Below are 23,585 nucleotides of genomic sequence, written 5' to 3'. Positions count from 1 at the left end.
GAGTTTGCGCATGTCCACTGCATTTCTGACCGACATCTCCAACACGCTGGCCCAGATCCAGGGCGAAGGGCTGTACAAGCGCGAGCGAATGATCACCTCCCCACAAGGGGGTGAAATCACGGTTGGCGGCCGCGAGGTGATTAACCTGTGCGCAAACAACTACCTGGGTCTGGCCGACCACCCCGCCCTGATTAAAGCTGCCAAAGATGCGATGGATCCGAAAGGATTCGGCATGGCATCGGTCCGGTTCATCTGCGGCACCCAGGACATACACCGGGAGCTGGAGCAAAGGCTGGCCAAGTTCCTGGGCAAGGATGACGCGATCCTGTTTGCCGCCTGTTTCGACGCCAACGGCGGCCTGTTTGAGCCGCTTTTGGGACCGGAAGATGCGATCATCTCGGATTCGCTGAACCACGCGTCGATCATCGATGGTATCCGGCTGTGCAAGGCCAAGCGCTATCGCTATCTGAACAGCGACATGAACGACCTGGAGGCTTGGCTGAAACAGGCCCGTGAGGATGGCGCCCGGCATATTATGATTGCGACCGACGGCGTGTTCTCGATGGACGGCTATCTGGCGAAACTGCCGGAGATCCGGGCGCTGGCGGACAAATACGATGCGGTGGTGATGGTGGATGACTGCCACGCAACCGGCTTTATGGGCGCGACAGGCGCCGGAACGCCGGAGCATTTCGGGGTGGACGTGGATATCGTCACCGGGACATTGGGCAAAGCACTTGGGGGGGCCATCGGCGGTTACATCGCCGGGCCGCAGCCAGTGATCGACCTGCTGCGGCAGCGGGCGCGGCCCTATTTGTTCTCCAATTCGCTGCCGCCATCGATTGTTGCTGCCGGGCTGGAGGCGATCCGGCTGGTTGAAGAAGGCGACGGGCTGCGGATGCAGCTGTTCGAGAATGCCAGGTACTGGCGCGCAGGGCTGGAAGAACTGGGTTTTGATCTCTTGCCCGGTGAGCACCCGATCATCCCCGTGATGCTGGGCGAAGCACAGCTGGCGCAAGACATGGCAACGCGGCTGTTTGACGAGGGCGTCTATGTGTCCGGCTTCTTCTTTCCGGTGGTGCCGCGCGGGCAGGCACGCATCCGGACACAGATGAATGCGGCACTGACACGGGATGAACTGGACCGCGCGCTGGCGGCTTTTGGCAAGGCTGGCAAGGATTTGGGGGTGATCTCATGAGCCTGCCGAACACAATGAAAGCGCTGGAAAAGAGCCATCCGCAGGAAGGCCTGTGGATGGTGCAGGCGCCAGTCCCGGAGATCGGGCCGGATGAGGTGTTGATCAAGGTCAACAAAACCGGCATCTGCGGCACCGACATCCACATCTGGAACTGGGATGACTGGGCCGCGCATACGGTGCCGGTACCGATGATCACCGGGCATGAATTTGCCGGCGAGATCGTCGAGATCGGCAAGGATGTGACGGGTTTGGAGATCGGCCAGCGGTGTTCGGGCGAAGGGCATCTGATCGAACATGATTCCCGCCAGAGCCGCTCCGGCAAGTTTCATCTGGACCCCGGCACCCGCGGCATCGGGGTGAACGAACAGGGCGCCTTTGCCCAGTATCTGCGCCTGCCAGCCTTCAATGTGGTGCCGCTGCCGGACGATATCCCGGATGAAATCGGCGCGATTCTCGATCCGCTGGGCAATGCGGTACACACGGCGCTGAGCTTTGATCTGCTGGGCGAGGACGTGCTGATCACCGGCGCGGGCCCCATTGGCATCATGGCGGCCGCAGTTGCGCGCCATGCATCGGCCCGCAATGTGGTGATCACCGACATCAACCCGGACCGGCTGCGACTGGCCGAACTGGTGGTGCCTTCTGTACGGGCTGTGAACGTCGCTGAAGAAGACCTGAACGACGTAGCCCATGCGCTGGGGCTGAAGGAAGGCTTCGACGTGGGACTGGAGATGTCAGGCAGCCAGGCAGCGCTGGATCAGATGGTGGAAAGCCTGGTGATGGGCGGCAGGATAGCCCTGCTTGGCATTCCGCCGGGAAAATCCCCGGTAGACTGGTCGCGCATCGTGTTCAAGGCTATCACCATCAAGGGGGTCTACGGCCGCGAGATGTTCGAGACTTGGTACAAGATGATTGCCATGCTGCAGAACGGCCTGGATGTGAGCAAGGTCATTACCCATCGGTTCGGTGTGGATGATTTTTCTGAAGGTTTTGCAGCAATGAAATCCGGTCAATCCGGCAAAGTGGTGCTGGACTGGACCTGACAGGTGGATAAGGGGGCTTTGCCCCCTCGCGCCGCTGGCGCTCCCCCCAGAGTATTTTTGACCAGAAAGAAGCCGTAAGCTTCAAGGAGCGAGCAGCTTCCGGCTCTGATCCGTCAGCAGCCAGCACTCGCTGCCTTCGAAGACGGCTGCCGTGAGCGGGCGGCCATAGCCCGCGCCGCTGTCGAGGTTGATGCGGTTCACGCAGTGCACAGCTTGCTTGTTCGGCGTGTGCCCGTGCACCACCAGCCAGGGATGGGAGCGCTCATCGTTGAGGAATTCCTGACGAATCCAAATCAGGTCATCCTCGCTTTGGCTCTCCAGCGGCAGGCCAGGACGGATGCCTGCGTGGGCAAACAGCAGGCTGCCCTCCTGATGATACGGCTTCAATTCACCAAGGAAATCCAGATGCATCTGGGGCACAGCAGCGCGGGCGCGTTTGTGGACCTGGAAGATTCGGTCGCCCTTTGACACTTCGACACCATAGGACTGCAGGGTTTCAATGCCGCCGATGCGTTCATGCAGCCAATGATAGCCGACCAGCAGACGGGTATCATTGCGCGGATACTCCTCCAGGAACATCGAAAACATCCTGTCGTGGTTGCCTTTGAGGAAGATCCAGTTGCGGCCCTCTGATTGGCCCTGCAGCAACCGTTTAACCACCTCGCGGCTGTCCGGGCCGCGGTCGATGTAATCCCCCAGAAAGACAATGCGAGCGTTCTCGCCGCCGTCAGCCTCAATCCGCTGCAGCGCCTCTTCGAGGCCCGTGGATGTCTCCGATGGCGTAGAGTGGGGCGGTCATGGCACGGTTCCTGTCTGCAGTCTGGAAGCAGTGATGGCGCATCGCGCCGGGGGGCTCAACACGGAGAGCTGCAAAATCAGGGCTGGCAAAGCCGCCTGAAGACAGCATGTTATACCTGACGCTGCTTGCAGCACCGATAAAAAGGGAGGGGCATTATGACGGGAATTGCGCGATGGTTCATGCTGATGGCGGTGGTGTCGGCTTTGGGCGGCATGGTTTGGGGTATACAAATGTCGGCCAGCCAGGACCACCTGATGTCGCCGGCCCATGGGCATTTGAACCTGCTTGGCTGGGTCAGCTGCTCAATCTACGCTTTCTATTATAATCTGCTGCCTGACTCTGCCGCAGGCACATTGCCCAAGCTCCATTTGGCGGCGGTCATTCTGACCCTGGCCCTTCTTATTCCCGGCATCCCCCTGGCCATCCTTGAGCGGACTGAATTGCTGGCCAAGTCAGGGTCGCTGGCAGCGCTTGCTTCCATGCTGCTGTTCACTGTGGTGGTTCTGCGCAGCCGCGGCTGAGAAATGCAAAAGCGCCGCCGCAGACAGCGGCGGCGCTTGAAACAGCACGGCTGAGAGATCAGGCGACGTCGAACTCCAGCGGCTTGATCTGATTGAACAACCCGGTTTCGGCCAGTTTGGCACGGGCTTCGGCCGGAACCAGGTCATCCACATAGAGAAGTGCAATGGCTTCGCCGCCCGCCTCAGACCGGCCCAGGGTGAAGTTCGCGATGTTGACGCCGTGATCACCCAGCGTATGACCCAGCGTACCAATGATGCCGGGCACGTCCTCGTTGGTGGTGTAGAGCATATGCGCACCCACATCCGCGTCGAGGTTGATGCCCTTGATCTGGATAAACCGCGGCTTGCCGTCGGAGAAAACGGCACCCGCCACAGAGCGCTCGCGTTTTGAGGAGACTGCCGTCACCTTGATGTAGCCATCAAAGGTTCCCGACTTGTCCTGATTGGTCGTCGAGATCTGAATGCCGCGTTCCTTGGCGATGACTGGCGCCGAGACCATGTTCACTTCCGGGTTGGCCTTTTTCATGATCCCGGCAACCACCGCGCAATTCAGGGCCTCCAGATTCATACCCGCAGCCACACCATCATACAGAATGTTGATCGCCTTGATCGGTTCATCCGTCATCTGCCCCACAAAGGAGCCCAAATGGTCCGCCAGCTTGATCCAGGGCCCCATGACCTTGGCCTCCTCGGCGGTGACGGACGGCATGTTGAGCGCATTTTCAACAGCGCCGGTCAGCAGATAATTGGACATCTGCTCAGCCACCTGCAGGGCAACGTTCTCCTGTGCCTCGGTGGTGGCGGCGCCCAGATGCGGGGTACAGACCACATTCGGCAGGCCGAACAGAGCATTTTCCTTGGCCGGTTCAACGGAGAACACATCAAAGGCCGCGCCTGCGACATGGCCGGAGGTCAGCAGTTCTGCCAGGGCGCCCTCGTCCACAAGGCCGCCGCGGGCGCAGTTGATGATCCGCACGCCTTTTTTGGTTTTCTCGAGATTTTCCTTGGACAGGATATTGCGGGTCTGGTCAGTCAGCGGCACATGCAGGGTGATGAAATCGGCGCGGGACAGCAGTTCGTCCAGCTCAACCTTTTCGACGCCCATCTTGTCGGCTTTCTCGCTGCTCAGATAGGGATCATAGGCGACCACTTTCATCTTGAGACCACGGGCGCGGTCACAAACGATGCCGCCAATATTGCCCGCCCCGATAACCCCCAGGGTTTTGGCCGTCAGCTCCACCCCCATGAACTTGGACTTTTCCCATTTGCCGGCATGGGTGGAGGCCGAGGCCTCCGGCAGCTGGCGGGCGGTGGCGAACATCATGGCAATGGCGTGTTCAGCAGTGGTGATCATATTGCCGAAGGGCGTGTTCATCACAATGACGCCGCGCTTGGAGGCGGCTTCTTTGTCGACATTGTCAGTGCCGATGCCGGCGCGCCCGACGACCTTGAGGTTGTCTGCCTTGTCCAGGATCTTTTCGGTCACCTTGGTGGCGGAGCGGATGGCGAGGCCGTCGTACTGGCCGATGATTTCTGCCAGTTTTTCCTTGTCCTTGCCCACGTCGGGCAGGAAATCAACATCAATGCCGCGGTCGCGGAAGATTTGGACGGCGGTTTCCGAGAGCTTGTCGGAGACGAGTACTTTGGGAGCCATGTGGTTGGTCCTTTTGCGGGGGCCTGTTCTGGCCGAAAGTTGAAAAGCGTGCCCTTGCGGGGCAAACGACGCTCCGGAGTTTCCGCCCCGGAACAGCCGTGTCTCAGGCAGCCTCGGTCTGGGCCGCGATCTCGGCCTCAAAGGCCCATTTGATCCAGGGCATCAGCGCGGCCACATCCGTGGCTTCCACTGTGCCACCGCACCAGATGCGCAGTCCCGGAGGCGCATCGCGGTAGGCGCCGATATCAAAAGCCACGCCTTCGCCCTCCAGCCGTTTGGCAACAGCCTTGGCAAAGGCGGCACCGTCCCGGATGCGGGGGTCAGTGAACTTGAGGCAGACAGACGTGTTGGAGCGGTACTCTGGCTGTTCAGCCAGGAAGGCGATCCATGAGTTGTCCTGTACAAAGCTTTGCACCGCAGCCAGGCTGGCATAGGCGCGTTCGCGAAGGCCTTCCAAACCACCGATGGAGCGCGCCCAGTCCAGCGCCAACAGGTAGTCCTCAACCGCCAGCATCGAGGGCGTGTTGATGGTGGCGCCCTGAAAGATGCCATCGATCAGCTTGCCGCCCTTGGTCAGGCGGAAGATTTTCGGCAGCGGCCAGGCGGGGGTGTAGCTTTCCAGCCGTTCCACCGCGCGCGGTGACAGGATGATCATGCCGTGGGCCGCTTCGCCGCCCAGCACCTTCTGCCAGGAGAAAGTGGTCACATCCAGCTTGTCCCAGGGCAGACGCTGCGCAAAGGCAGCGGAGGTCGCATCGCAGATGGTCAGCCCTTCACGGTTCGCCGGGATCCAGTTGCCATTGGGCACCCGCACACCGGAGGTGGTGCCGTTCCAGGTGAAGACAACGTCATTTGCGAAATCGACAGTGCTAAGGTCGACAATCTGGCCGTAGTCAGCGGTTTTGACAGTAGCGTCCAGCTTCAGCTGTTTCACCACGTCGGTGACCCAGCCAGCGCCAAAGCTTTCCCAGGCCAGCATCTCCACCCCGCGGGCACCCAGTAGGTTCCACATCGCCATTTCCACCGCGCCGGTGTCTGACGCGGGCACAATACCGATCTTGTAATCGGCAGGGATGTTCAGAATTTCGCGGGTGCCTTCGATCGCCGCCTTCAGGCGCTCTTTGCCCACTGCCGCGCGGTGCGAGCGGCCCAGCGGCGCGCCAGCAAGTTTGGCAACATCAAAGACGGGAGGTTTGGCGCAAGGCCCAGACGAAAAACGCGGATTGGCCGGCCGCGATGCCGGTTGTTCAATAGCCATCAATGCTATCCTTCCAGATAAGCGCCCCTCGTTGGGGAGGGGTGTCCCGCCATCAGAGCTAGGCCGCTGCAGCGCGGCATGCAACAGTAAATTCAGAAAAATACGGCGATACATATGCTTTTTGCGACACGTTTTTCCACCATCGGAAACAGTTGCACCGAAATGGCCGCAAGCTGCATACCTTATTATGCACCCGGTTTTTGACAGGTTCCGGCAGGCTGGCCGATCCGACAACAGGCCGTTATGACAAAGGGAATTCAAACGGAATGGAGCCCGCCGATGTTTGTTGCCACCCTGCTTTGCAATCCGGCCCACCCGGTGCTGGAGCCTGTGTTGATCGAATCGCTGCGCAATGCCTGGGGCGGCGGCGAGGCCGAATGGCTGGCTCTGGGCATTGCAGCGGAGTTTTCGTTGGAGCAGATGCCGGATAACCGCTGGGGCGTCTGGGACGACCTGCAGCAGATCGGCGTTGATCTGGTCATACAGGCATCTGAGGGGCGCAAAAAGAAGATGCTGCTGGCCGATATGGATTCCACCATGATCCAGCAGGAATGCATTGACGAGCTGGCCGAGGAGGCGGGTGTCGGTGCCCGGGTCAAAGAAATCACTGCGCGGGCGATGAACGGAGAATTGGACTTCGAAGGCGCGCTGACCGAACGGGTCGGGCTGCTGAAGGGGCTGCCGGAAACGGTCATTGCCAAGGTGCTGGCCGAACGAATCACCCTGATGCCTGGCGCCAGACGGCTGCTGGCCACGATGAAGGCGGACGATGCGTATGCGGCACTGGTCTCGGGCGGGTTCACGGCCTTTACCACACAGGTTGCGGCAGAGTTGGGGTTTGATGAAAACCGCGCTAACACCCTGCTGACTGAAGACGGTAAACTGACCGGCGACGCAGGCCGCCCGGTCCTGGGGCGAGAGGCCAAGGTGGAGGCTCTGCAACAAATCACCGCCCGGCTGGGAATCGCTGAGGCGGAGGTGATGGCTGTGGGGGACGGCGCCAATGATCTGGGCATGCTGAAACGTGCGGGTGCCGGAGTTGCCCTGCACGCCAAACCTTCCGTTGCAGCGGAATGTGATATCCGCATCAACCACGGCGACCTGACTGCTCTACTTTACATCCAGGGATATGCCCAAAACACCTTCAAGGGCTGAACCTCTTTCGGATCCCTCAAAGAAGAAGCTCTCCCGCGCCCGCAGGTGCGGCTGCTGACACAGCCACCCCTTAGCGGCCTTGGGCCAGGCTCAGCGCCATGGGCGCTGAGCCTGGCCCAACGGGAGGAAACCTGTTCGCAGAACAGGCTGACGACGGGCGGGAGCACTTCGACTGCCTTCTTTGCACCTGACAGGGGCCGACGGGCAGTCCGGACAGGGAAATTTGACCTTTCACTAATTAACAAAATCGTTAATAATGAAGGCATGACACCGCTTCTGAAATCCTTTGCCGCCCTGTCGGACGGGACCCGCATGTCGATCGTCGATCAATTGATCACCCAGGGCGAGCTGCCTGCCGGTGACCTGGCCCCCGGCGCCGGAATCTCGGCGCCGGCAATCTCACGCCATCTGAAGGTGCTGCGCGAGGCCGGGCTGGTCAGCCAGCGAGTCGACGGCACCAAGCGGATGTATTCCGCCCGGCCGGAGGGGCTGCGGATGATTGCGGAATGGACGCATTCGCGCCGCGCCTTCTGGGAGGGCAGCCTGGACCGGCTGGAAGCGTCATTGATGGAGGATGGTGAATGAGCGGACTGCAGTTGCAGCGCATTTTTTCGGTCAGCCCAGAAAAACTGTTTGCCTGGGTCACCAACTCAGACAAGCTGCTGACATGGTGGGGGCCTGAAGGGGTCACCATTCCAGAGCATGAATTGGATCTCAGCCGCACCGGCCCCTGGCATTCGGTCATGCAGAACAGCGACGGGAAGCGTTTCCATGTTTCCGGCCAAGTCACCCATGTAGATGCACCAAAATCCGTCGGCTTCACATGGGCCTGGCATGATGAGGATGGTGTCCGCGGTTCCGAAAGCCATGTGACCTTCACTGTCACCGCCGCGTCAGGCGGCGCCATGCTGCTGATCGATCACCGCGATCTCGGGGATGACGAGATTTCCGCACGTCACGAGCAGGGCTGGAGCTCCACCCTGCGCAAGCTGGAGGCACTGCTCGGCACTGTCTCGTGACTCGTCATACACACCAAAGGGAGAAGACCAATGCCACAGTTCATTTTTGCGTATCACGGCGGCAAGACACCGGAAAACGAGGAAGAGGGCGCCAGGGTCATGCAGGCCTGGAAGTCCTGGTTCGAAGACATGGGCGATGCTGTCGCCATTCCCGGCAACCCGGTTGGAATGTCAAAGACAGTAAGCGTCTCGGGCGTGACTGATGACGGCGGCGCGAATCCGCTTGCCGGCTTTACTGTTGTGGAGGCAGCCGATCAGGATGCCGCTTGTGCAATGGCCAGAGGCTGCCCGATAGTCCTGGATGGCAGCGGATCAGTGGAAGTGGCCGAAGTGATCGAACTCGAAATGTGAGAGAGTGCCCCGGGACATTTCCGGGGCATCTTGTTTCAGAACAGCAGGTCCGCTGCGGGCCGGATCGAACCGCATTCCAGACCGCGGCGGCTGTAGAGCAGCTTGCTCATGTATTTTCCGGTTGCTGGGTGTTCTGCATCCAGAACACCCAGGCTGACCATCAGCGCAGCAATGGCGCATTCGCTGGCGCGGGTTGTTCCGTCCGAGATCTTCAGCGCCACGCCCAGTTTCTGTTCCGGCAGAATGGCGATGAATACCGCTTCGGCCCCGGTCTTGATCGCAACCTTGCCACCCATGGCCCGCATCAGATTGGTGCAGCAGCGGGTTTCACCAGCCACAAGTTCGGGATGCGCGGTCATTGCTGCAACCAGCTGCCGCGCGGCTTCGGACGGCCGGTCGGAGCGGTCTGAAGCACTCGCAAACCAGGCCATTGCACGAGCCAGCCCGGTGACGGTAGTGGCAAAGTTCGGCGCTGAGCAACCGTCGATACCATAGCCGGGACTGTCCTGGCCGGTGGTTTCTTCAAACGCAGCCAGGCAGGCCTGCTGCACTGGATGGTCGACTTCGATATATTCCGCGCCACCACCCAGAAACTGGTTCAACGTCAGAAAACCCGCGTGCTTGCCGGAGCAGTTGTTGTGAACCTGGCACGGGCTGTTGTCGGTCTTGATCAGCTCATTGCGGGCCGGGATGTCGTCCGGCAACTGCGAGCCACAGCGGAAGTCGTCGTCTCCCAGACCCAGCTGGCCCAGCCAGGTGTTCACCCGGTCCGTGTGGATATGGGCGCCGTTGTGGGAAGCACAGGCCAGCGCCAGCTGTTCAGAAGTCAGCCCGTAGCGCGCAGCAGCGCCGGACGTGATCAGCGGCAGCGCCTGGATCATCTTGGCTGAGCTGCGAGGATAGATCACTGCATCCGGATCGCCCCAGCTGCGCACCACCTGGCCGCTGCTGTCACAGATGACAGCATGGCCAAGATGCAAGCTTTCCAGAAGCGGGCCGCGCCAGACTTCTGCCATGGGCACAGGATTCGGCATTTTCTTCCCCTTCGTCTTTGCGTGCGGATTTCTGGGCGAAATCCTGCCAAAACACACTTTCGCCCGTGGTGCTAGTTACGTTAGTGTGCTTGTGTAGCGCAAGCGAGGGGATCGGGACCAGATGGCGGACGAACGCTGCGGGCCCTTGGCTTGGTTTGAGGTATGAAAGAACAGTCTTGGAGTCGGGACAAATGGCATTGAAACTCGCCCGCGTAGCTGCGGGCCTGTGTCTGGCAGCATTGGCAACCGCAGCAACTGCACAGGAAACGTCGAACAACCGGGTTGCGGCCAAGGTGGATTGGAGCGTTTTCGAGGGCAATGACCCGAATGAATGCTGGGGAGTTTCCGCGCCAAAGGAAACCGTGAATACCCGTGACGGCCGTGTCGTGGCCGTGCGCCGCAGCGAGATCCAGCTGTTTGTCACTTACCGCAGCAGCGATGCACCCAAGGGCGAGATCAGCTTCACTGGCGGCTATCCTTTTGCACCCGGTTCCACCGTGAACATGGGAATCGGAGAATCCGAGTTTGAACTGTTCACCGAAGGCGAATGGGCTTGGCCGGCCACTCCGGCGGATGACGCCAAGATCATCACTGCGATGAAACGGGGCGCCAGCGCTGTCATGACAGCACGATCGGCACGGGGAACTCAGACCAAGGACACTTTCTCGCTGCTGGGCTTTACCGCCGCGGTGGAAGATGCGGAGAAGCGCTGCAGCAAGTAAGCCTGCAGGCAGAAATCAGACCAAACCCCGGTTCGCGCCGGGGTTTTCTTGTTCTAAGCAGGCAAGCTGCGTAGCATGGCGGTCAGGAGGTGACTGCCATGCTACATCCGGCAATTCTTCAACCCGCCTGCCTGGCGGTGATGTTTCTAACCTTTCCTGCTTTTGCTGATCCGGCACTGGAATGTGGCCAGGGCAGCCAGGAGGAAATCGGATCCTGTGTTGCTAACGGTGAAGAAGGGGTCGAAGCGGCATTGCTCAATGCGCTGGAGGCCGCCATGGTTTCCGCAGCCGAACAGGACAACAGCTTTGGCGGCACCGAAGTAGAAGCGGCTTTGATGGAAAGCCAGACTGCATGGGAGGCGTTCCGGGCCGCCCATTGCGCCTTTGCTGGCGCAGTGCACCCGGTACGGGAAGATGCAGGGATTGCGACGCGGGCCTGCTGGACAACATTGGGCCGGGCCCGGGTCCGGGAACTGGTGCGTTTTGCCAAATAGCACCCGCCTAGCCGCATCCCGGGCTGGTCCTGCCAGGATTCCTTTTGATCTTCCGGCGAAATCCTATATAGAGCCGCATCTGCCCTCCAGCATCCGAGTCTAAACCATGACCGCCAGCGCGCCGATCACCCAGGACGTAATGACCCTGCCCCGGAAAGACCCCGAGGGCGACAAGATCAACCTTGTGGGCCTGACCCGCGAACGCATGCGCGAAGTGCTGATCGAGCACGGCACGCCGGAAAAGCAGGCCAAAATGCGGGTCGGCCAGATCTGGCAGTGGATCTACCAATGGGGCAAGCGCGAGTTCGCGGATATGACCAACCTGGCCAAAGCCTATCGGGCGCAGCTGGCGGAGACATTCGAGATCCGCATTCCCGAAGTGGTGAGCAAACAGGTTTCAACCGATGGCACCCGCAAGTATCTGGTGCGTATCAATGGCGGCCATGAGGTTGAGGTCGTCTATATCCCCGAGGATGACCGAGGCACCCTGTGCATCTCCTCTCAGGTGGGCTGCACTCTCACCTGTTCCTTCTGCCACACCGGCACCCAGAAGCTGGTACGTAACCTTACTCCGGCGGAAATCGTCGGCCAGGTGATGATGGCGCGCGACGATCTGGAAGAATGGCCGGTACCGGGCGCGCCCAAGGAGGAAACCCGGCTGCTGTCGAACATCGTGCTGATGGGCATGGGCGAGCCCCTGTACAACTTTGACAACGTCCGGGATGCGATGAAGATTGCGATGGACCCCGAGGGGATTTCGCTGTCTCGCCGCCGCATTACATTGTCCACCTCGGGCGTGGTGCCCGAGATTGCCCGCACGGCACAGGAAATCGGCTGCCTGCTGGCGATTTCCTTCCACGCCACCACCAATGAAACACGCGACATGCTGGTGCCGATCAACAAGCGTTGGAACATCGATGAGCTGCTGCAGGCCCTGGCGGATTACCCGAAGGTTTCCAATTCAGAGCGGATCACCTTTGAATATGTGATGCTGGACGGGGTGAACGACACCGATGAGGACGCGCACCGGCTGATTGACCATATCAAGCGCTACAACATCCCGGCCAAAATCAACCTCATTCCGTTCAACGAATGGCCTGGAAGCCCCTACAAGCGGTCTTCCAACAACCGCATCCGGGCGTTTGCCAACATCATTTATCAGGCAGGCTATGCCTCACCGATCCGCAAGACCAGGGGCGATGACATCATGGCTGCCTGTGGCCAGCTGAAATCGGCAACCGAACGCGCCCGCAAAAGCCGCAAACAGATCGAGGCCGAAGCCGGGTTGAAATAGCCTGGCTTCGCCTCCGGCGCGGCAGGATTCCCAGCTTCCTTAACTGAAAATGAAATCGTCAGCAGTCAGCTCTCCGGTGTATCCGGTGAGCTCAATGTCGTGATTGCCATAGTAGTTGATCAGCGTGTTGCCGTTCTGCTGAGTGATCGTCAGGTCGCTGAAACTGTCAGGAATAGAACCGGAAATTTCGATCCGGTCGCTGCCAGTACCGAAATCCGTAATTCGGTTCTGTTCCCAGTAGTCGGCAGAAACGAAGACAAAAACATCGGCGTGCTTACCACCTGTCAAAACATCGGATCCGGCTCCGCCAACCAGATAATCCTGGCCGTTGCCGCCATGGAGGATGTCATCACCGTTGCCGCCGTAAAGCCAGTCTCTTCCGCCATTGCCACAGAGTTTGTCATTCTCGCCGTTCCGGCCGGAATAGACACCTTCGTCTACGCCGCCAACGAGGGTGTCTGAGCCGTGTCCCCCTTTTAGTGTGTCTTCTCCGTAGCCTCCAAGGACATGGTCCTCACCGCGCCCTCCGGTCAAATAGTCATCGGCTTCACGCCCTTTGACCGTATCATTCCCGGCATGGGCGTAAACCCTGGTATCCTGACCCGTTGCCAGAACAATCTCCGACCGACCGCTGGCCTTGATGACAACTTCGCCGCTGCTGTTGACGTAGGTGTTCCAACCCTGGCCCCCTTCTGCATCTCCATAGAGATGCTGCAGGGCTTCGGCATCCAATTCCCCCAGTTCCGTCACGTTGTATCCACCGTAGGTATACGTCATGACCGTATGGGCCTGATCGTCCAAGTGATCGGCCAAGGTATGGTCACCATCATGTGGATGTTCCAGTCCCACGGCATGACCGATTTCATGCAGGACTGTCTCATATCCGTAGGTGCCCGGCGCCATGCTGCTGCTTTCAATCGCCAGATCGCCGTTCCCGGTGTAATAGTCACTGGCCCAGGCATAGTTTGCCCAGCCGGCGGCTGAACCGCCGTCGTAACCGAACACATCAATCATCGCTGGGCTGTCGATCTCGACGAAAATCAGGCCCGAGATCTCTTCATATTCGGCAAGAGCCTGTCGGAAATAACTGCGCTGGCTATTGTTAAAAGACCAGTAGCTGGTTGCGCCGTAGGGATCATCGGCCACATCGTCCAGTTCGCCGCTGCCAACAAAGCTGTATGTCACCACAGTCTGAGTACCCAGTTGAACCTGGCTGTTCCAACGGTAATTGCTGTTCGAAGTATAGGCCAGAAGCGCCGTATAGTCTTCAACTTCGGACATCGGGTCCCTCCACTTTTCCACCACTGGTAAGTTTTTGTTTGGGAATGTGGCTAAGATTGGCCGATTTTCGGGTGCAACCGGCGCAAGCAGAAGAGACTTTTCGGTAAATCGTTAGTTTCGGCGCATCCCTGAACAGGGAAAAACCCGGCTGTTCCTCCCGGAGCCAGGCCGTCTGCCCAATGATTACTTGATTGCTAGCAATGTTTTATTTCAACAGGCTTGGATTTCACCGCAGCGCAGGCTGCCCCATTTTTTCCCAGATCCGGCTCAATTTCCGCCACTTGGAACAAACAGTTTCCAGATTACAGACAATTCAATTTTCGAAAGGAATCGCAAATGGCACCGATGGAACACAAAACTGCCCCGTTAGACCCAAGTGTCCTGGATCTGATCCGCAATGAACGCCAAAAGGCGCTGAGCCCGCGCGAGTGGCAATTTCGCCTGCGCGGCTACGGCTATGCCGTGAAAAAGGTAGATGGCGCACAGGTCCTGACCCAGTTGACGACTGGAGAAGAAATGGGAACATTGCCGCTGGAATTTTCATAATCCAGCGGCCCCTGCAGCCAGTGTTCAGCCTTCGCGGCCCGGCAGGCTGTCGCGCGGCGGTGCAGGCTCCCAATTCTCAATGATCCTAACCGCTTCTTGAGCGGTATCGACCACACGGAACAGATCCAGATCCTGATCAGAGATGGTGCCGGCATCGGCCAGCGCCTCCCAGTTGACGATCTTGTTCCAGAATTCCTTGCCAAACAGCAGGAAAGGCACCCGTTCCATGCGACCGGTCTGAATCAACGTCAGACTCTCGAACAGCTCATCCAATGTGCCGAATCCACCCGGGAACACGGTGATTGCCCGCGCCCGCATCAGGAAATGCATCTTGCGGATTGCGAAATAGTGGAAATTGAAGCTCAGGTCCGGGGTCACATACCCATTGGGCGCCTGTTCATGCGGCAGCACAATCGACAGGCCGATCGAGTGGCCGCCCGCATCCACCGCGCCGCGATTGCCTGCTTCCATAACGCCAGGGCCGCCGCCGGTCACAACCACATTGTGACGGCCACCGCTTTCCTTTGACTTTTCGGTCATCAGCCGCGCGAATTCGCGTGCCTCGTCATAAAAATGCGACAAGTCCGCCAGCGTCTGGGTCCGCGCCTGATCCTTATGCGCAGGATCCGGAATGCGAGCACCACCGAACATGACGATGGTGCTTTCAATGCCATGTTCGTTCAACATCAGTTCTGGCTTCAGCAGCTCCAACTGCAGGCGTACAGGACGCAATTCCTCACGGCACAGAAACTCCTCATCCGCAAATGCCAGCCGGTAGGCAGGCGCCTGGGTCTGCGGAGTCGCTGGCACATGTTCAGCGCGGTCCCGGTCGGAATGCGCATCGCGGAAACGGCTGTGGCGGTCTTCGGTCATGAAAAATCCCAATCAATCAACAGGACTTCCTTTGTAACCTTCATCCGCTGTCAGCGCCAATCAAGAATGCAGAAACACGCCGTTTGCCTTGCACCCGCTTGAGGCGCCGCTAAGGTCCAGCCGCAGGCAGAAACAGGGAGACAGTTGCATGGACTGGCAGGAAGAGATTGCAGCAGCCGCCAAGCGGATACGGCCCCATGCGCTGCAGACACCGGTTATACAGGTACAGGGCTTCGAGCTTGATGTCCCTGTCGAGCTGAAGCTGGAGCATATGCAGCATACCGGCAGCTTCAAGGCGCGCGGAGCTTTCAACACGCTGCTGAGCCAGCCCGTGCCGGCCGCAGGCCTTGTTGCGGCTTCCGGCGGCAACCATGGAGCAGCAGTTGCCCATGCCGCCCGGGAACTGGGACACAGGGCAAGGATCTATGTGCCCGAAATGGCCGGCCCCGCCAAGATTTCATTGATCAAACGGTCCGGCGCCGACTTGCAAGTGGTGCCCGGCGCCTATGCCAACGCGCTGGAGCAGGCCCAGGCTTATGAGGCAGAAACAGGTGCCATGCAGGTCCACGCCTATGACGCGCCCGCCACAGTGGCGGGCCAGGGTACGTGCTTTGCCGAATGGCAGGCCCAGGGGCTGGACGCCGACACCCTTTTGATCGCTGTTGGCGGCGGCGGGCTGATTGCCGGGGCGCTGGCCTGGTTTCAAGGCGCAAAGAAATTAGTCGCTGTAGAGCCGGAAACTTCCTGCGCTTTGAAAAACGCCCTACAGGCCGGCATGCCGGTTGATGTCGACGTTTCCGGCATTGCCGCCAATGCGCTTGGTGCCAAACGGATCGGCACCATTTGTTTCGAGCTTGCCGCATCCCAGGACCTGCTCTCGGTGACGGTTCCGGACACTGCGATATCTGACGCCCAGACCGCCCTTTGGCAGGAAAGGCGAATCCTTGTGGAACCGGCCGGCGCCACGGCCTTGGCCGCGTTGATAAGCGGTGCCTACCATCCCGAGCCCGGCGAACGTGTTGCGGCTCTGATCTGCGGCGGCAACATTGCCCCGGACCCCTTCGGGTAATCCTCGATAATCCTTGCAGGCTGCAGACAGCGCCGGTATCGCCAAGACATGTCCGAAACAATTGCCGATACCATCTATCGCTCGTTAAGCGAGCGCATCATCACCGGCAGTCTGGCCGCAGGAGAGAAACTGCGCCAAGACCATATCGCGCGCGCGTTCGATGCAAGCCATGTACCGGTGCGCGAAGCCTTGCTGCGGCTCGAGGCGCACGGGCTGGCTCAATCCGAGCCACGCCGCGGCACACGGGTCAGCGCATTGGACCCTTCGGAAATCCGCGAAGTGATCGAGATGCGGGTGTCGCTGGAGGTGCTGGCCCTCACCCATGCCTTTGCCCGGATGACCGAGACGGATATCACCGCCGCCGACGAGGCCCGGCTTGCCTGCGATGCGGCGGAAGATATGGCCAGCTGGGAGCAGCTGAACCGTGCTTTTCACAGGGTGATCCTTGCTCCTTGTGCAATGCCGCGGCTGCTGGCCTCGATTGACGATCTGCACATCGCCGCCGCCCGGCATTTGTTCGCCAACTGGCAGCATCAGTGGACCCGGCGGGTGGACAGCGACCATGCCGCAATTGTCCAGGCTATGGGCCGCCGCGATCCTGCGACCGCTTGTGAAATCCTGCGCCGCCACCTGCGCCGGGTGCGCTAATCGACTGGAATCCGGCGCTACGCCGTCGGGGGCGGTGTTTTAGACGCAATCCGGACATGACCTTCGGTCGGTTTGCCGGTATGAAGCTGCGAATCTAACCGATGCCGGAGGAACATCCATGTCCAACGCCCAGCTGGAAGCAGCAATCGAAGCCGCCTGGGAGGCGCGCGACACCATCACTCCCGCCACCACCGGCGAGCAGCGTGACGCTATCGAAGACACCCTGAATGCATTGGACTCCGGGTCCCTGCGTGTTGCGGAAAAACAAGAAAACGGCGACTGGCATGTGAACCAGTGGGCCAAGAAAGCCGTGCTGCTGGGCTTCCGCATCAAGGACATGGAAATCCACGAAGGCGGCCCGCAGGCTGGCGGCTGGTGGGACAAGGTCGACAGCAAGTTCAACGGCTGGGGCGAGACCGATTGGAAATCCGCAGGTTTCCGCGCTGTGCCAAACTGCGTCGTCCGCAAATCCGCCTATATCGCTCCGGGTGCGGTTCTGATGCCCTCCTTCGTAAACCTCGGCGCCTATGTCGATGAAGGCACCATGGTTGACACCTGGGCCACCGTTGGCTCCTGCGCCCAGATCGGCAAGAACGTGCATCTGTCGGGCGGCGTCGGCATCGGCGGCGTGCTGGAACCGATGCAGGCCGGCCCCACCATCATCGAGGACAACTGCTTCATCGGCGCCCGTTCCGAGGTTGTCGAAGGCTGCATCGTGCGCGAAGGTTCGGTTCTGGGCATGGGCGTGTTCATCGGCAAGTCGACCAAGATTGTCGACCGCGAGACCGGCGAAGTGATGTACGGAGAAGTGCCGCCCTACTCGGTGGTTGTGGCAGGCTCGATGCCGTCCAAGAACAACGTCAGCCTCTACTGCGCCGTGATCGTGAAACGCGTCGATGAAAAGACCCGCTCCAAGACCGGTATCAACGAGCTGCTGCGCGACTGATCTGCGCCGCATCGCTGAACACACGGAACGCGCCCCGCCCGGGCGCGTTTTTCGTTTCCGGGACCCTCCAGCTTCTTTCTGGTCCAAATACCCCGGGGTGAGGCCGCCAGGCCGAGGGGCAGCGCCCCTCCTCTCTAAAACTCTTGCCGCGGAATAAACCTGCGGCTATTGAGATTACATCTAGACATAAGAGGGTCGGATGCAGACAATATTTGCGCAGCACGCCCGCCTGCCCGTGGGATGGGTCGAGAACCTCCGGCTGACAGTCGAAGACGGCCGGATCACATCTCTGAAAGCCCGCTGCCAGCCGCAAGCCGGGGACCTGCGGACAGATGTCCTGCTGCCCTCACTCGGCAATCTGCATTCTCACAGCTTTCAGCGTGCAATGGCCGGGATGACTGAATACCGCGCAGCCGGCAAGGACAGCTTCTGGACCTGGCGCGAGCTGATGTACCGCTTCATGGACCGCATCACCCCAGAGCAATACGAGGCCATCGCTGCACTGGTGTTTATGGAAATGCTGGAAGCCGGTTATGCCTCGGTCGGCGAATTTCACTACGTGCACCATCAACCGGGCGGCACGCATTTCGCATCCATCACGGAACTCAGCGAACGGGTCTTCGCTGCAGCTGGTCAAACCGGTATCGGCCTCACCCATCTGCCAGTGCTCTACTCCTATGGCGGTGCAGGAAGGCAGGCTCTGAATGGGGGCCAGCAGCGGTTTGGCAATTCGGTTGCGGAGTTTTCCGAACTGGTTTCCCGCGCCCGGGAAATTGCCAAGCAGGAGTTGCCGCAGGACACCCGCGTCGGCATTGCACCGCATTCATTGCGGGCCACCTGCCCCGAGGATCTGGCAGAGGTTCTGCAAGTCCAGAACGATTTTCCAGTGCATATCCATATTTCCGAGCAGCCCAAGGAAGTGGCTGACATCAGCACTTGGCTGGGGGCCCGCCCTGTCGAATGGCTGCTGAACAACGCCGCAGTCGACAGCAAATGGTGCCTGATTCACGCCACCCATATGACCAGCGCCGAAACTATCAGTATGGCGCGTTCAGGCGCCGTGGCCGGCCTCTGCCCAATCACTGAGGCCAACCTTGGCGACGGTCCGTTCAACGGGGCGGAATACCTGGCAAATGACGGCACCTTTGGTATCGGATCAGACTCTAACATCCGGATTTCCCTGCCAGAAGAGCTGCGTACACTGGAGTACTCCCAGCGCCTGCGCGATCTGGCTCGCAATGTCCTGGTCCCGGGCGAAGGATCCGTTGGCGAGACCCTGTATATCGGCGCTGCAAAAGGTGGTGCCCAGGCTTTGGGGCGCGATGCCGGGCGGATCGAGGAGGGCGCGCTGGCAGATCTGGTCGCGATTGACAGCAGCATACCGGCCCTGTGCGCGCTAAAGCCCGGACAGATGCTGGACGGGCTGTGCTTTGCGGCTGGCGACGACAGCGTGACCGATGTCTGGAGCGCCGGGCGCCATATTGTGCAGCAGGGCCGCCACATCGCCCGTGACAGCGTCATTGCAGGCTATAGAGCGGCAATCAATGAATTGCTGAACAGTCTCTAAACAGGTTGGAACCACACATGAATGACAGCGCCGCCACCCGAGACAGCTCCGCTGGTGGCGCCGTCTGTTGCCTGCCCCTCTCCGGGGCCGTACCGGCCTTGTTCACTTAGGTCCAAACTTCCGGATACAACAAAGAAAACTTGGCTGCCTGTGACCTCGGGCAGCTTTCCATCCCTCAGAACCCTGGCCTGTGCCGCCACAAGCTCAGGATCATAAATCACGTTGAAGGCCTTACAGGCTCCGCCGCGCAAGCGGCAGTCCAGAGCCAAATTGCCGTCAAAGGTAAGCGGCTCCAGAAGACTGGCCTCCAGGCGGGTTTCTGCGTTGGACAGAACATGCCCTGGCCCCTCGACGATGCAGTGGATACGGGCAAGACCGGGAAAGGCAGAAAATGCGCCGTCCCGGGTGATATCCGCCAGGCTGAGGCGCCAGACCTGCCGACCGTTTTCTTTTTGCACAGCCAGCTCGCGGGTCACGCCGCCGCCGTTCTTCCAAGGCACCGGCGCGGCAGTGAAAGCGGAGAAGCGCATGGGGGGACCTCGCGGGCAGGGACAAGCCTAGAGATAATGGCCAAGCACGGGCCGCTGCAAGCGCCGACTGCAGCAAATGGATTGACCACCCCCCTGCTCCGGCGCTATGGCGGCGGCATGGAAAAGAAGAAACCTTCCCGCCAACAAGTCTATACCCTGCTTGTCCAGATCGGCCGCAAGGACGGAGACGGACTGCCTGATGGCGCCACAGGTGCTGCGCTGATGATCTATGCCTCAGGCATTGATGAGGCCGAAGCGGTGCGGGAAACCGTGGCAATCCTTAAGCAGGCCGACACCGCGCCTCTGGACGTGACCGGATACGGCACACTGGAAGAGCGCGAGGCCGAAGGGCATGAGATCGGCGAGGAGGAGCGCGCTTTGATGCAGCGGGCGCTGGAAGAAAACGCCGTGATCGTCGCCCAGATGACTCCGTTCTTCGACGGCGAAGAGCTGACTTGCCACTAGCCCCAAGCGTCAGTTCTGACTGCCGAACCATTTGCGGTACAGGGCGTCATAGCTGCCGTCTTCCTGCATCGTCAAAAGAACCTGGTTGACCTCTTCTACCAGTGGTGAGCCGGCCGGGAACACCAGCCCGTAGTTTTCGCGCAGAAATGGCTGACCAATGGTTTGACCGTATTTGTGCCCGCCCTGCCGCTCATAGAAGTTCAGAACCGGCGCATCAAAAACGACAGCCTTGATCTGCCCGACCTCAAAGGCTGCCAGCATCTCTTCCAGGCCGGAATAGGTCGCAAAGTCGATCTCGCGCCGCTCCAGAAATCCGGCTGCCGTAGAACCGCCTATGGTTCCAACCGACCTGCCATACAGGTCATTTACCGAATTCACAGACCCGCTGATCGCCTCAACTGTCATCACCGCTGTGATTTTTGCAACGAAAACCGAAACGATAAACAACGACGAGACAACCAGCACCACGCCAAACATCCGACCGATGGGCGTGCGCGGCACCCGCTCTTCAAACCCGCCGTTGACCACAAGGTTAAGCGCCCACCAGAAGGAGGGGAACCAGGCCTCTTTCAAGGGGCGGTCGAAATAGGGCTGCGCGCGACGTTCAAGGACCCACATCAGCATGCCGCCGCCAAACAGAAGCAGAAAGGCGATGCCTATGGCAGCCACCAGATCCCACGACAACAGTGCCCGCAGCAGCGATGGTTCGCGGATGTCGTCGGACTGTACCATGATCTGCAACCCGCTCTCAAAAATCGGATGGCTGAAGTCCATCTGGATTTCGCGCGATGCGGTGATCGAGATATTGGCGGCGGCCAGATCTGCCTCGCCACTGCGGACGCCTTCCAGCATGCTGACAAAGCTGTCAGTGCGATTGACCCGGTATTCCCACTCCATCCGCTCCGCCATGAGCTTGAACAGCTCCAGTGAGAAGCCAGTGTCGCGTCCCTCTTCCACCATGGAGAACGGTGGCCGTGTAACGGTGTTGACCGTCAGCACCTGCGCAGCGAGCAATTGCCCCCAAAACATGAATAGAACGGCTGGGATCAGACGAAGGTACAGCACGGAAACGCTCGGATTGGCCACTGACTAGGGTTTCAACGTCCTTAGGCGGATCGTGCTTTTCACGCAAGCGCCGAGACATCGCAAGCTTATGTTGGGGAAAAACTGTGTCGAGCCGTCCGCCATTTTGCCGGAAAAGCGGTTTCAATGTCTCTCTCCACCGGAAATTCCGGAAGACTGCACCACCCGCCGTTCACAGCTTTGAAACCGCTGCTTCCGGACCATAATTTCGGCTTGGCCTGTGAATTGCGATCCGATCCGATCCGCGCTAGGCCTGTGCCGAATCGAACCTGAGGAGCCAGCAGATGCCGCAAACCGATCCCGCCCGCCTAACCGCTGAGCTGATCCGCTGCCCCTCTGTCACGCCGGAAGAAGGCGGCGCGCTGGTTCTGCTGGAGAAACTGTTGAGCGCAGCCGGCTTCAACTGCACCCGCGTCGACCGCGGCGGGGTTTCCAACCTGTTTGCCCGGTGGGGAGCCAGGGGCCATGCCAAAACCTTTGGCTTTAACGGACACACGGACGTGGTGCCTCTGGGTGATGAGAATGCCTGGAGCATGCCGCCGTTCGGGGCCGAGGAGAAAGACGGCTTTATGTACGGGCGCGGTGCAACCGACATGAAGTCGGGGGTTGCCGCCTTTGCCGCTGCCGCCATGGATTTCGTACAGGAAACGCCGCCGGACGGAGCCATCATCCTGACCATCACCGGCGATGAGGAAGGTCCCGCCCTGGACGGCACAACCGCGCTTTTGGATCACATGGACCGTGAAGGCGAACAGATGTCAGTCTGCCTGGTGGGTGAACCAACCTGCCCCAATGAGATGGGTGAAATGATCAAGATCGGGCGGCGCGGCTCGATGACAGCCTGGTTCACAGTGACCGGCGTGCAGGGGCATTCAGCCTATCCGCACCGCGCCAACAACCCGCTGAACGCCATGGTGCGGCTGATGGATAGGCTGGCAAGCCATGAGCTGGACAAGGGAACCGAGCATTTCGACGCCTCGACACTGGCGGTGGTCACTGTCGACACTGGAAACCCAGCCACAAACGTAATCCCCGCGCAGGCCACCTCTGCCGTGAACATCCGCTTTAACGACGCTCATTCCGGCGCCGGCCTGACGGATTGGCTGCAGCGTGAATCGAACAAGGCAGCCTCGGAATTCGGTGTCGAAATCAAGGTGGATGTCAAAATCTCTGGCGAAAGCTTCATTACACCGCCGGGTGCCTTGTCGGATTTGGTCTGTGCCGCGGTTGAGGCGGAAACAGGCCGCAAACCGGAACTGTCGACCACAGGCGGCACCTCGGATGCGCGTTTCGTAAAGAACCACTGCCCGGTGGTGGAGTTCGGCCTTGTTGGAAAAACCATGCATCAGGTGGATGAACGGGTGGAGGTGGCCCAGATTCACCAGCTGAAGTCCATCTATGCCCGTATCCTGCGCGACTACTTTGCCACTGCGTGATTTCACGTGAAACGCACTCTGATCATCATGGTCAAGGAGCCGCGCCCAGGCCGGGTCAAAACCCGGCTGGGCAAAGGCATTGGCGTGATCCCGGCCACCTGGTGGTTCCGCCACCAATCCGCCGGGCTGATCCGACGCTTGCGTGACCCGCGCTGGCAAATCGTGCTGGCCGTGGCACCGGACCGTGCAGTGACCTCCAGAGTTTGGCCTGCGGATTTGCCCCGTCTGCCGCAGGGTCATGGCGATCTTGGGCAGAGGATGAAGCGGATGCTCCAATCCTTTCCCGGCCCTGTCTGCCTGATCGGTGCAGACATTCCCGGTATCACCTGCAGCTGTGTCGCCCGCGCGTTTTCGGCGCTTGGCGATCACGACGCTGTTTTCGGCCCTGCCGATGACGGCGGGTACTGGCTGGTCGGGGCCAAACACCCCGCGCGTTTGCCGCGCAGGCTGTTCGAAAATGTCCGATGGTCAACGGAACATGCATTGGCTGATACGCTGGCCACACTGCCCGGACAGCGCGTCTCTCTGATCGATACCCTACAGGATGTCGATACAGCTGCGGATCTGGCCAGACGCTGACGTGCTTTTCACCATGACGC

General features: G+C 60.0%; 25 protein-coding genes and 1 pseudogene. 18 read left to right on the top strand and 8 right to left on the bottom strand.

Annotated features, from left to right (window positions below; genetic code table 11):
* The first annotated feature begins 10 nt into the window (after window positions 1-10).
* A complete protein-coding gene (locus ACP151_RS04560) occupies window positions 11-1,198 on the top strand; it encodes a glycine C-acetyltransferase (protein WP_424977677.1) in 1,188 nt (395 codons plus the stop codon).
* Between the two features lie 14 nt (window positions 1,199-1,212).
* Window positions 1,213-2,241 (top strand): L-threonine 3-dehydrogenase, encoded by a 1,029-nt coding sequence (gene tdh / locus ACP151_RS04555; protein ID WP_424977837.1) that lies wholly within the window; start codon window positions 1,213-1,215, stop codon window positions 2,239-2,241.
* A gap of 81 nt (window positions 2,242-2,322) precedes the next feature.
* On the opposite strand, the pseudogene ACP151_RS04550 reads toward tdh, so the two are convergent.
* A pseudogene (locus ACP151_RS04550) lies at window positions 2,323-3,040 on the bottom strand (metallophosphoesterase family protein).
* 155 nt (window positions 3,041-3,195) lie between these two features.
* Between ACP151_RS04550 and ACP151_RS04545 the strand changes: the two are divergent.
* Window positions 3,196-3,561, top strand: a complete 366-nt coding sequence (locus tag ACP151_RS04545) for a hypothetical protein (RefSeq protein ID WP_424977676.1) — start codon at window positions 3,196-3,198, stop codon at window positions 3,559-3,561.
* Between the two features lie 58 nt (window positions 3,562-3,619).
* Here ACP151_RS04545 and serA read toward each other — a convergent pair whose 3' ends face one another.
* Both serA and ACP151_RS04535 read right to left on the bottom strand, forming a co-directional pair.
* Complete coding sequence (gene serA, locus ACP151_RS04540; protein WP_424977675.1) at window positions 3,620-5,215, bottom strand: phosphoglycerate dehydrogenase; 1,596 nt, start codon at window positions 5,213-5,215, stop codon at window positions 3,620-3,622.
* 103 nt (window positions 5,216-5,318) lie between these two features.
* Entirely contained in the window at window positions 5,319-6,473 is a 1,155-nt protein-coding gene (locus ACP151_RS04535; protein WP_424977674.1) for a phosphoserine transaminase, read from the bottom strand.
* Between the two features lie 279 nt (window positions 6,474-6,752).
* Here ACP151_RS04535 and serB point away from each other — a divergent pair, with 279 nt between their 5' ends.
* The 4 genes from serB (at window position 6,753) to ACP151_RS04515 (ending at window position 8,998) form a co-directional block, all read left to right on the top strand.
* Entirely contained in the window at window positions 6,753-7,628 is an 876-nt protein-coding gene (gene serB, locus ACP151_RS04530; protein ID WP_424977673.1) for a phosphoserine phosphatase SerB, read from the top strand.
* Window positions 7,629-7,892: 264 nt separating this feature from the next.
* Window positions 7,893-8,213: an ArsR/SmtB family transcription factor gene (locus ACP151_RS04525; RefSeq protein WP_424977672.1), complete on the top strand. Its 321-nt coding sequence runs from the start codon at window positions 7,893-7,895 to the stop codon at window positions 8,211-8,213.
* Window positions 8,210-8,647 carry an SRPBCC family protein gene (locus ACP151_RS04520; RefSeq protein ID WP_424977671.1) on the top strand — a complete coding sequence of 146 codons (438 nt, stop codon included), beginning with the start codon at window positions 8,210-8,212 and terminating at the stop codon, window positions 8,645-8,647. Before ACP151_RS04525 ends, ACP151_RS04520 begins: the two co-directional genes overlap by 4 nt.
* A 30-nt stretch (window positions 8,648-8,677) precedes the next feature.
* Window positions 8,678-8,998 (top strand): YciI family protein, encoded by a 321-nt coding sequence (locus ACP151_RS04515; RefSeq protein WP_424977670.1) that lies wholly within the window; start codon window positions 8,678-8,680, stop codon window positions 8,996-8,998.
* 35 nt (window positions 8,999-9,033) lie between these two features.
* Here ACP151_RS04515 and ACP151_RS04510 read toward each other — a convergent pair whose 3' ends face one another.
* Window positions 9,034-10,032 (bottom strand): asparaginase, encoded by a 999-nt coding sequence (locus ACP151_RS04510; protein ID WP_424977669.1) that lies wholly within the window; start codon window positions 10,030-10,032, stop codon window positions 9,034-9,036.
* A 191-nt stretch (window positions 10,033-10,223) separates the two neighbouring features.
* On the opposite strand from ACP151_RS04510, the gene ACP151_RS04505 reads away from it, so the two are divergent.
* The 3 genes from ACP151_RS04505 (at window position 10,224) to rlmN (ending at window position 12,542) form a co-directional block, all read left to right on the top strand.
* Entirely contained in the window at window positions 10,224-10,754 is a 531-nt protein-coding gene (locus ACP151_RS04505; protein ID WP_424977668.1) for an invasion associated locus B family protein, read from the top strand.
* A 98-nt stretch (window positions 10,755-10,852) separates the two neighbouring features.
* Complete coding sequence (locus ACP151_RS04500) at window positions 10,853-11,248, top strand: lysozyme inhibitor LprI family protein (protein ID WP_424977667.1); 396 nt, start codon at window positions 10,853-10,855, stop codon at window positions 11,246-11,248.
* Window positions 11,249-11,354: 106 nt separating this feature from the next.
* Window positions 11,355-12,542, top strand: a complete 1,188-nt coding sequence (rlmN, locus tag ACP151_RS04495; protein WP_424977666.1) for a 23S rRNA (adenine(2503)-C(2))-methyltransferase RlmN — start codon at window positions 11,355-11,357, stop codon at window positions 12,540-12,542.
* 39 nt (window positions 12,543-12,581) lie between these two features.
* On the opposite strand, the gene ACP151_RS04490 is transcribed toward rlmN, so the two are convergent.
* Entirely contained in the window at window positions 12,582-13,823 is a 1,242-nt protein-coding gene (locus ACP151_RS04490) for a type I secretion protein (RefSeq protein WP_424977665.1), read from the bottom strand.
* Between the two features lie 219 nt (window positions 13,824-14,042).
* On the opposite strand from ACP151_RS04490, the gene ACP151_RS04485 reads away from it, so the two are divergent.
* Window positions 14,043-14,369 carry a hypothetical protein gene (locus ACP151_RS04485; RefSeq protein WP_424977664.1) on the top strand — a complete coding sequence of 109 codons (327 nt, stop codon included), beginning with the start codon at window positions 14,043-14,045 and terminating at the stop codon, window positions 14,367-14,369.
* A gap of 24 nt (window positions 14,370-14,393) precedes the next feature.
* Here the strand turns inward: ACP151_RS04485 and ACP151_RS04480 are convergent, their stop codons facing one another.
* The gene (locus tag ACP151_RS04480; protein ID WP_424977663.1) at window positions 14,394-15,242 is read right to left on the bottom strand and encodes a TIGR00730 family Rossman fold protein; all 849 of its coding nucleotides are present in this window, start codon (window positions 15,240-15,242) and stop codon (window positions 14,394-14,396) included.
* A 148-nt stretch (window positions 15,243-15,390) separates the two neighbouring features.
* Here ACP151_RS04480 and ACP151_RS04475 point away from each other — a divergent pair, with 148 nt between their 5' ends.
* The 4 genes from ACP151_RS04475 to ACP151_RS04460 all read left to right on the top strand — a co-directional run bounded on the left by ACP151_RS04475 (window position 15,391) and on the right by ACP151_RS04460 (window position 19,472).
* A complete protein-coding gene (locus ACP151_RS04475; protein WP_424977662.1) occupies window positions 15,391-16,311 on the top strand; it encodes a threonine/serine dehydratase in 921 nt (306 codons plus the stop codon).
* 48 nt (window positions 16,312-16,359) lie between these two features.
* Window positions 16,360-16,959 (top strand): GntR family transcriptional regulator, encoded by a 600-nt coding sequence (locus tag ACP151_RS04470; RefSeq protein ID WP_424977661.1) that lies wholly within the window; start codon window positions 16,360-16,362, stop codon window positions 16,957-16,959.
* Between the two features lie 118 nt (window positions 16,960-17,077).
* Window positions 17,078-17,905, top strand: coding sequence for a 2,3,4,5-tetrahydropyridine-2,6-dicarboxylate N-succinyltransferase (gene dapD, locus ACP151_RS04465; protein WP_424977660.1), 828 nt, complete (start codon window positions 17,078-17,080; stop codon window positions 17,903-17,905).
* Between the two features lie 199 nt (window positions 17,906-18,104).
* Window positions 18,105-19,472: a formimidoylglutamate deiminase gene (locus tag ACP151_RS04460; RefSeq protein WP_424977659.1), complete on the top strand. Its 1,368-nt coding sequence runs from the start codon at window positions 18,105-18,107 to the stop codon at window positions 19,470-19,472.
* On the opposite strand, the gene ACP151_RS04455 is transcribed toward ACP151_RS04460, so the two are convergent.
* On the bottom strand, window positions 19,469-20,002 hold the full coding sequence (locus ACP151_RS04455; protein ID WP_424977658.1) for a HutD family protein: 534 nt from the start codon (window positions 20,000-20,002) through the stop codon (window positions 19,469-19,471). The genes ACP151_RS04460 and ACP151_RS04455 overlap by 4 nt on opposite strands.
* A 117-nt stretch (window positions 20,003-20,119) precedes the next feature.
* Here ACP151_RS04455 and ACP151_RS04450 point away from each other — a divergent pair, with 117 nt between their 5' ends.
* The gene (locus tag ACP151_RS04450) at window positions 20,120-20,467 is read left to right on the top strand and encodes a hypothetical protein (RefSeq protein ID WP_424977836.1); all 348 of its coding nucleotides are present in this window, start codon (window positions 20,120-20,122) and stop codon (window positions 20,465-20,467) included.
* Between the two features lie 9 nt (window positions 20,468-20,476).
* Here the strand turns inward: ACP151_RS04450 and ACP151_RS04445 are convergent, their stop codons facing one another.
* The gene (locus ACP151_RS04445) at window positions 20,477-21,496 is read right to left on the bottom strand and encodes a transporter substrate-binding domain-containing protein (RefSeq protein ID WP_424977657.1); all 1,020 of its coding nucleotides are present in this window, start codon (window positions 21,494-21,496) and stop codon (window positions 20,477-20,479) included.
* 338 nt (window positions 21,497-21,834) lie between these two features.
* On the opposite strand from ACP151_RS04445, the gene dapE reads away from it, so the two are divergent.
* A complete protein-coding gene (dapE, locus tag ACP151_RS04440; protein WP_424977656.1) occupies window positions 21,835-22,986 on the top strand; it encodes a succinyl-diaminopimelate desuccinylase in 1,152 nt (383 codons plus the stop codon).
* A gap of 6 nt (window positions 22,987-22,992) precedes the next feature.
* Complete coding sequence (locus tag ACP151_RS04435; RefSeq protein WP_424977655.1) at window positions 22,993-23,565, top strand: TIGR04282 family arsenosugar biosynthesis glycosyltransferase; 573 nt, start codon at window positions 22,993-22,995, stop codon at window positions 23,563-23,565.
* Window positions 23,566-23,585 lie beyond the last annotated feature (20 nt).

The sequence above is a fragment of the Leisingera sp. S232 genome (assembly GCF_049800895.1).
Lineage (GTDB): Bacteria > Pseudomonadota > Alphaproteobacteria > Rhodobacterales > Rhodobacteraceae > Leisingera.
Note: the sequence above shows the minus strand (reverse complement) of the source record. Positions and strands in the feature narration are given on the sequence as shown.

Excerpts from the sequence above, each read along its gene's own strand:
- ACP151_RS04500 (WP_424977667.1), top strand. The coding sequence starts at position 10,853 with ATGCTACATCCGGCAATTCTTCAACCCGCCTGCCTGGCGGTGATGTTT.
- ACP151_RS04525 (WP_424977672.1), top strand. The coding sequence starts at position 7,893 with ATGACACCGCTTCTGAAATCCTTTGCCGCCCTGTCGGACGGGACCCGC.
- ACP151_RS04475 (WP_424977662.1), top strand. The coding sequence starts at position 15,391 with ATGGACTGGCAGGAAGAGATTGCAGCAGCCGCCAAGCGGATACGGCCC.
- ACP151_RS04460 (WP_424977659.1), top strand. The coding sequence starts at position 18,105 with ATGCAGACAATATTTGCGCAGCACGCCCGCCTGCCCGTGGGATGGGTC.
- dapE (WP_424977656.1), top strand. The coding sequence starts at position 21,835 with ATGCCGCAAACCGATCCCGCCCGCCTAACCGCTGAGCTGATCCGCTGC.
- ACP151_RS04515 (WP_424977670.1), top strand. The coding sequence starts at position 8,678 with ATGCCACAGTTCATTTTTGCGTATCACGGCGGCAAGACACCGGAAAAC.
- dapD (WP_424977660.1), top strand. The coding sequence starts at position 17,078 with ATGTCCAACGCCCAGCTGGAAGCAGCAATCGAAGCCGCCTGGGAGGCG.
- serA (WP_424977675.1), bottom strand. The coding sequence starts at position 5,215 with ATGGCTCCCAAAGTACTCGTCTCCGACAAGCTCTCGGAAACCGCCGTC.
- ACP151_RS04505 (WP_424977668.1), top strand. The coding sequence starts at position 10,224 with ATGGCATTGAAACTCGCCCGCGTAGCTGCGGGCCTGTGTCTGGCAGCA.
- ACP151_RS04480 (WP_424977663.1), bottom strand. The coding sequence starts at position 15,242 with ATGACCGAAGACCGCCACAGCCGTTTCCGCGATGCGCATTCCGACCGG.
- ACP151_RS04520 (WP_424977671.1), top strand. The coding sequence starts at position 8,210 with ATGAGCGGACTGCAGTTGCAGCGCATTTTTTCGGTCAGCCCAGAAAAA.
- ACP151_RS04445 (WP_424977657.1), bottom strand. The coding sequence starts at position 21,496 with ATGTTTTGGGGGCAATTGCTCGCTGCGCAGGTGCTGACGGTCAACACC.
- ACP151_RS04450 (WP_424977836.1), top strand. The coding sequence starts at position 20,120 with ATGGAAAAGAAGAAACCTTCCCGCCAACAAGTCTATACCCTGCTTGTC.
- ACP151_RS04560 (WP_424977677.1), top strand. The coding sequence starts at position 11 with ATGTCCACTGCATTTCTGACCGACATCTCCAACACGCTGGCCCAGATC.
- tdh (WP_424977837.1), top strand. The coding sequence starts at position 1,213 with ATGAAAGCGCTGGAAAAGAGCCATCCGCAGGAAGGCCTGTGGATGGTG.
- ACP151_RS04545 (WP_424977676.1), top strand. The coding sequence starts at position 3,196 with ATGACGGGAATTGCGCGATGGTTCATGCTGATGGCGGTGGTGTCGGCT.
- rlmN (WP_424977666.1), top strand. The coding sequence starts at position 11,355 with ATGACCGCCAGCGCGCCGATCACCCAGGACGTAATGACCCTGCCCCGG.
- serB (WP_424977673.1), top strand. The coding sequence starts at position 6,753 with ATGTTTGTTGCCACCCTGCTTTGCAATCCGGCCCACCCGGTGCTGGAG.
- ACP151_RS04470 (WP_424977661.1), top strand. The coding sequence starts at position 16,360 with ATGTCCGAAACAATTGCCGATACCATCTATCGCTCGTTAAGCGAGCGC.
- ACP151_RS04455 (WP_424977658.1), bottom strand. The coding sequence starts at position 20,002 with ATGCGCTTCTCCGCTTTCACTGCCGCGCCGGTGCCTTGGAAGAACGGC.
- ACP151_RS04490 (WP_424977665.1), bottom strand. The coding sequence starts at position 13,823 with ATGTCCGAAGTTGAAGACTATACGGCGCTTCTGGCCTATACTTCGAAC.
- ACP151_RS04535 (WP_424977674.1), bottom strand. The coding sequence starts at position 6,473 with ATGGCTATTGAACAACCGGCATCGCGGCCGGCCAATCCGCGTTTTTCG.
- ACP151_RS04510 (WP_424977669.1), bottom strand. The coding sequence starts at position 10,032 with ATGCCGAATCCTGTGCCCATGGCAGAAGTCTGGCGCGGCCCGCTTCTG.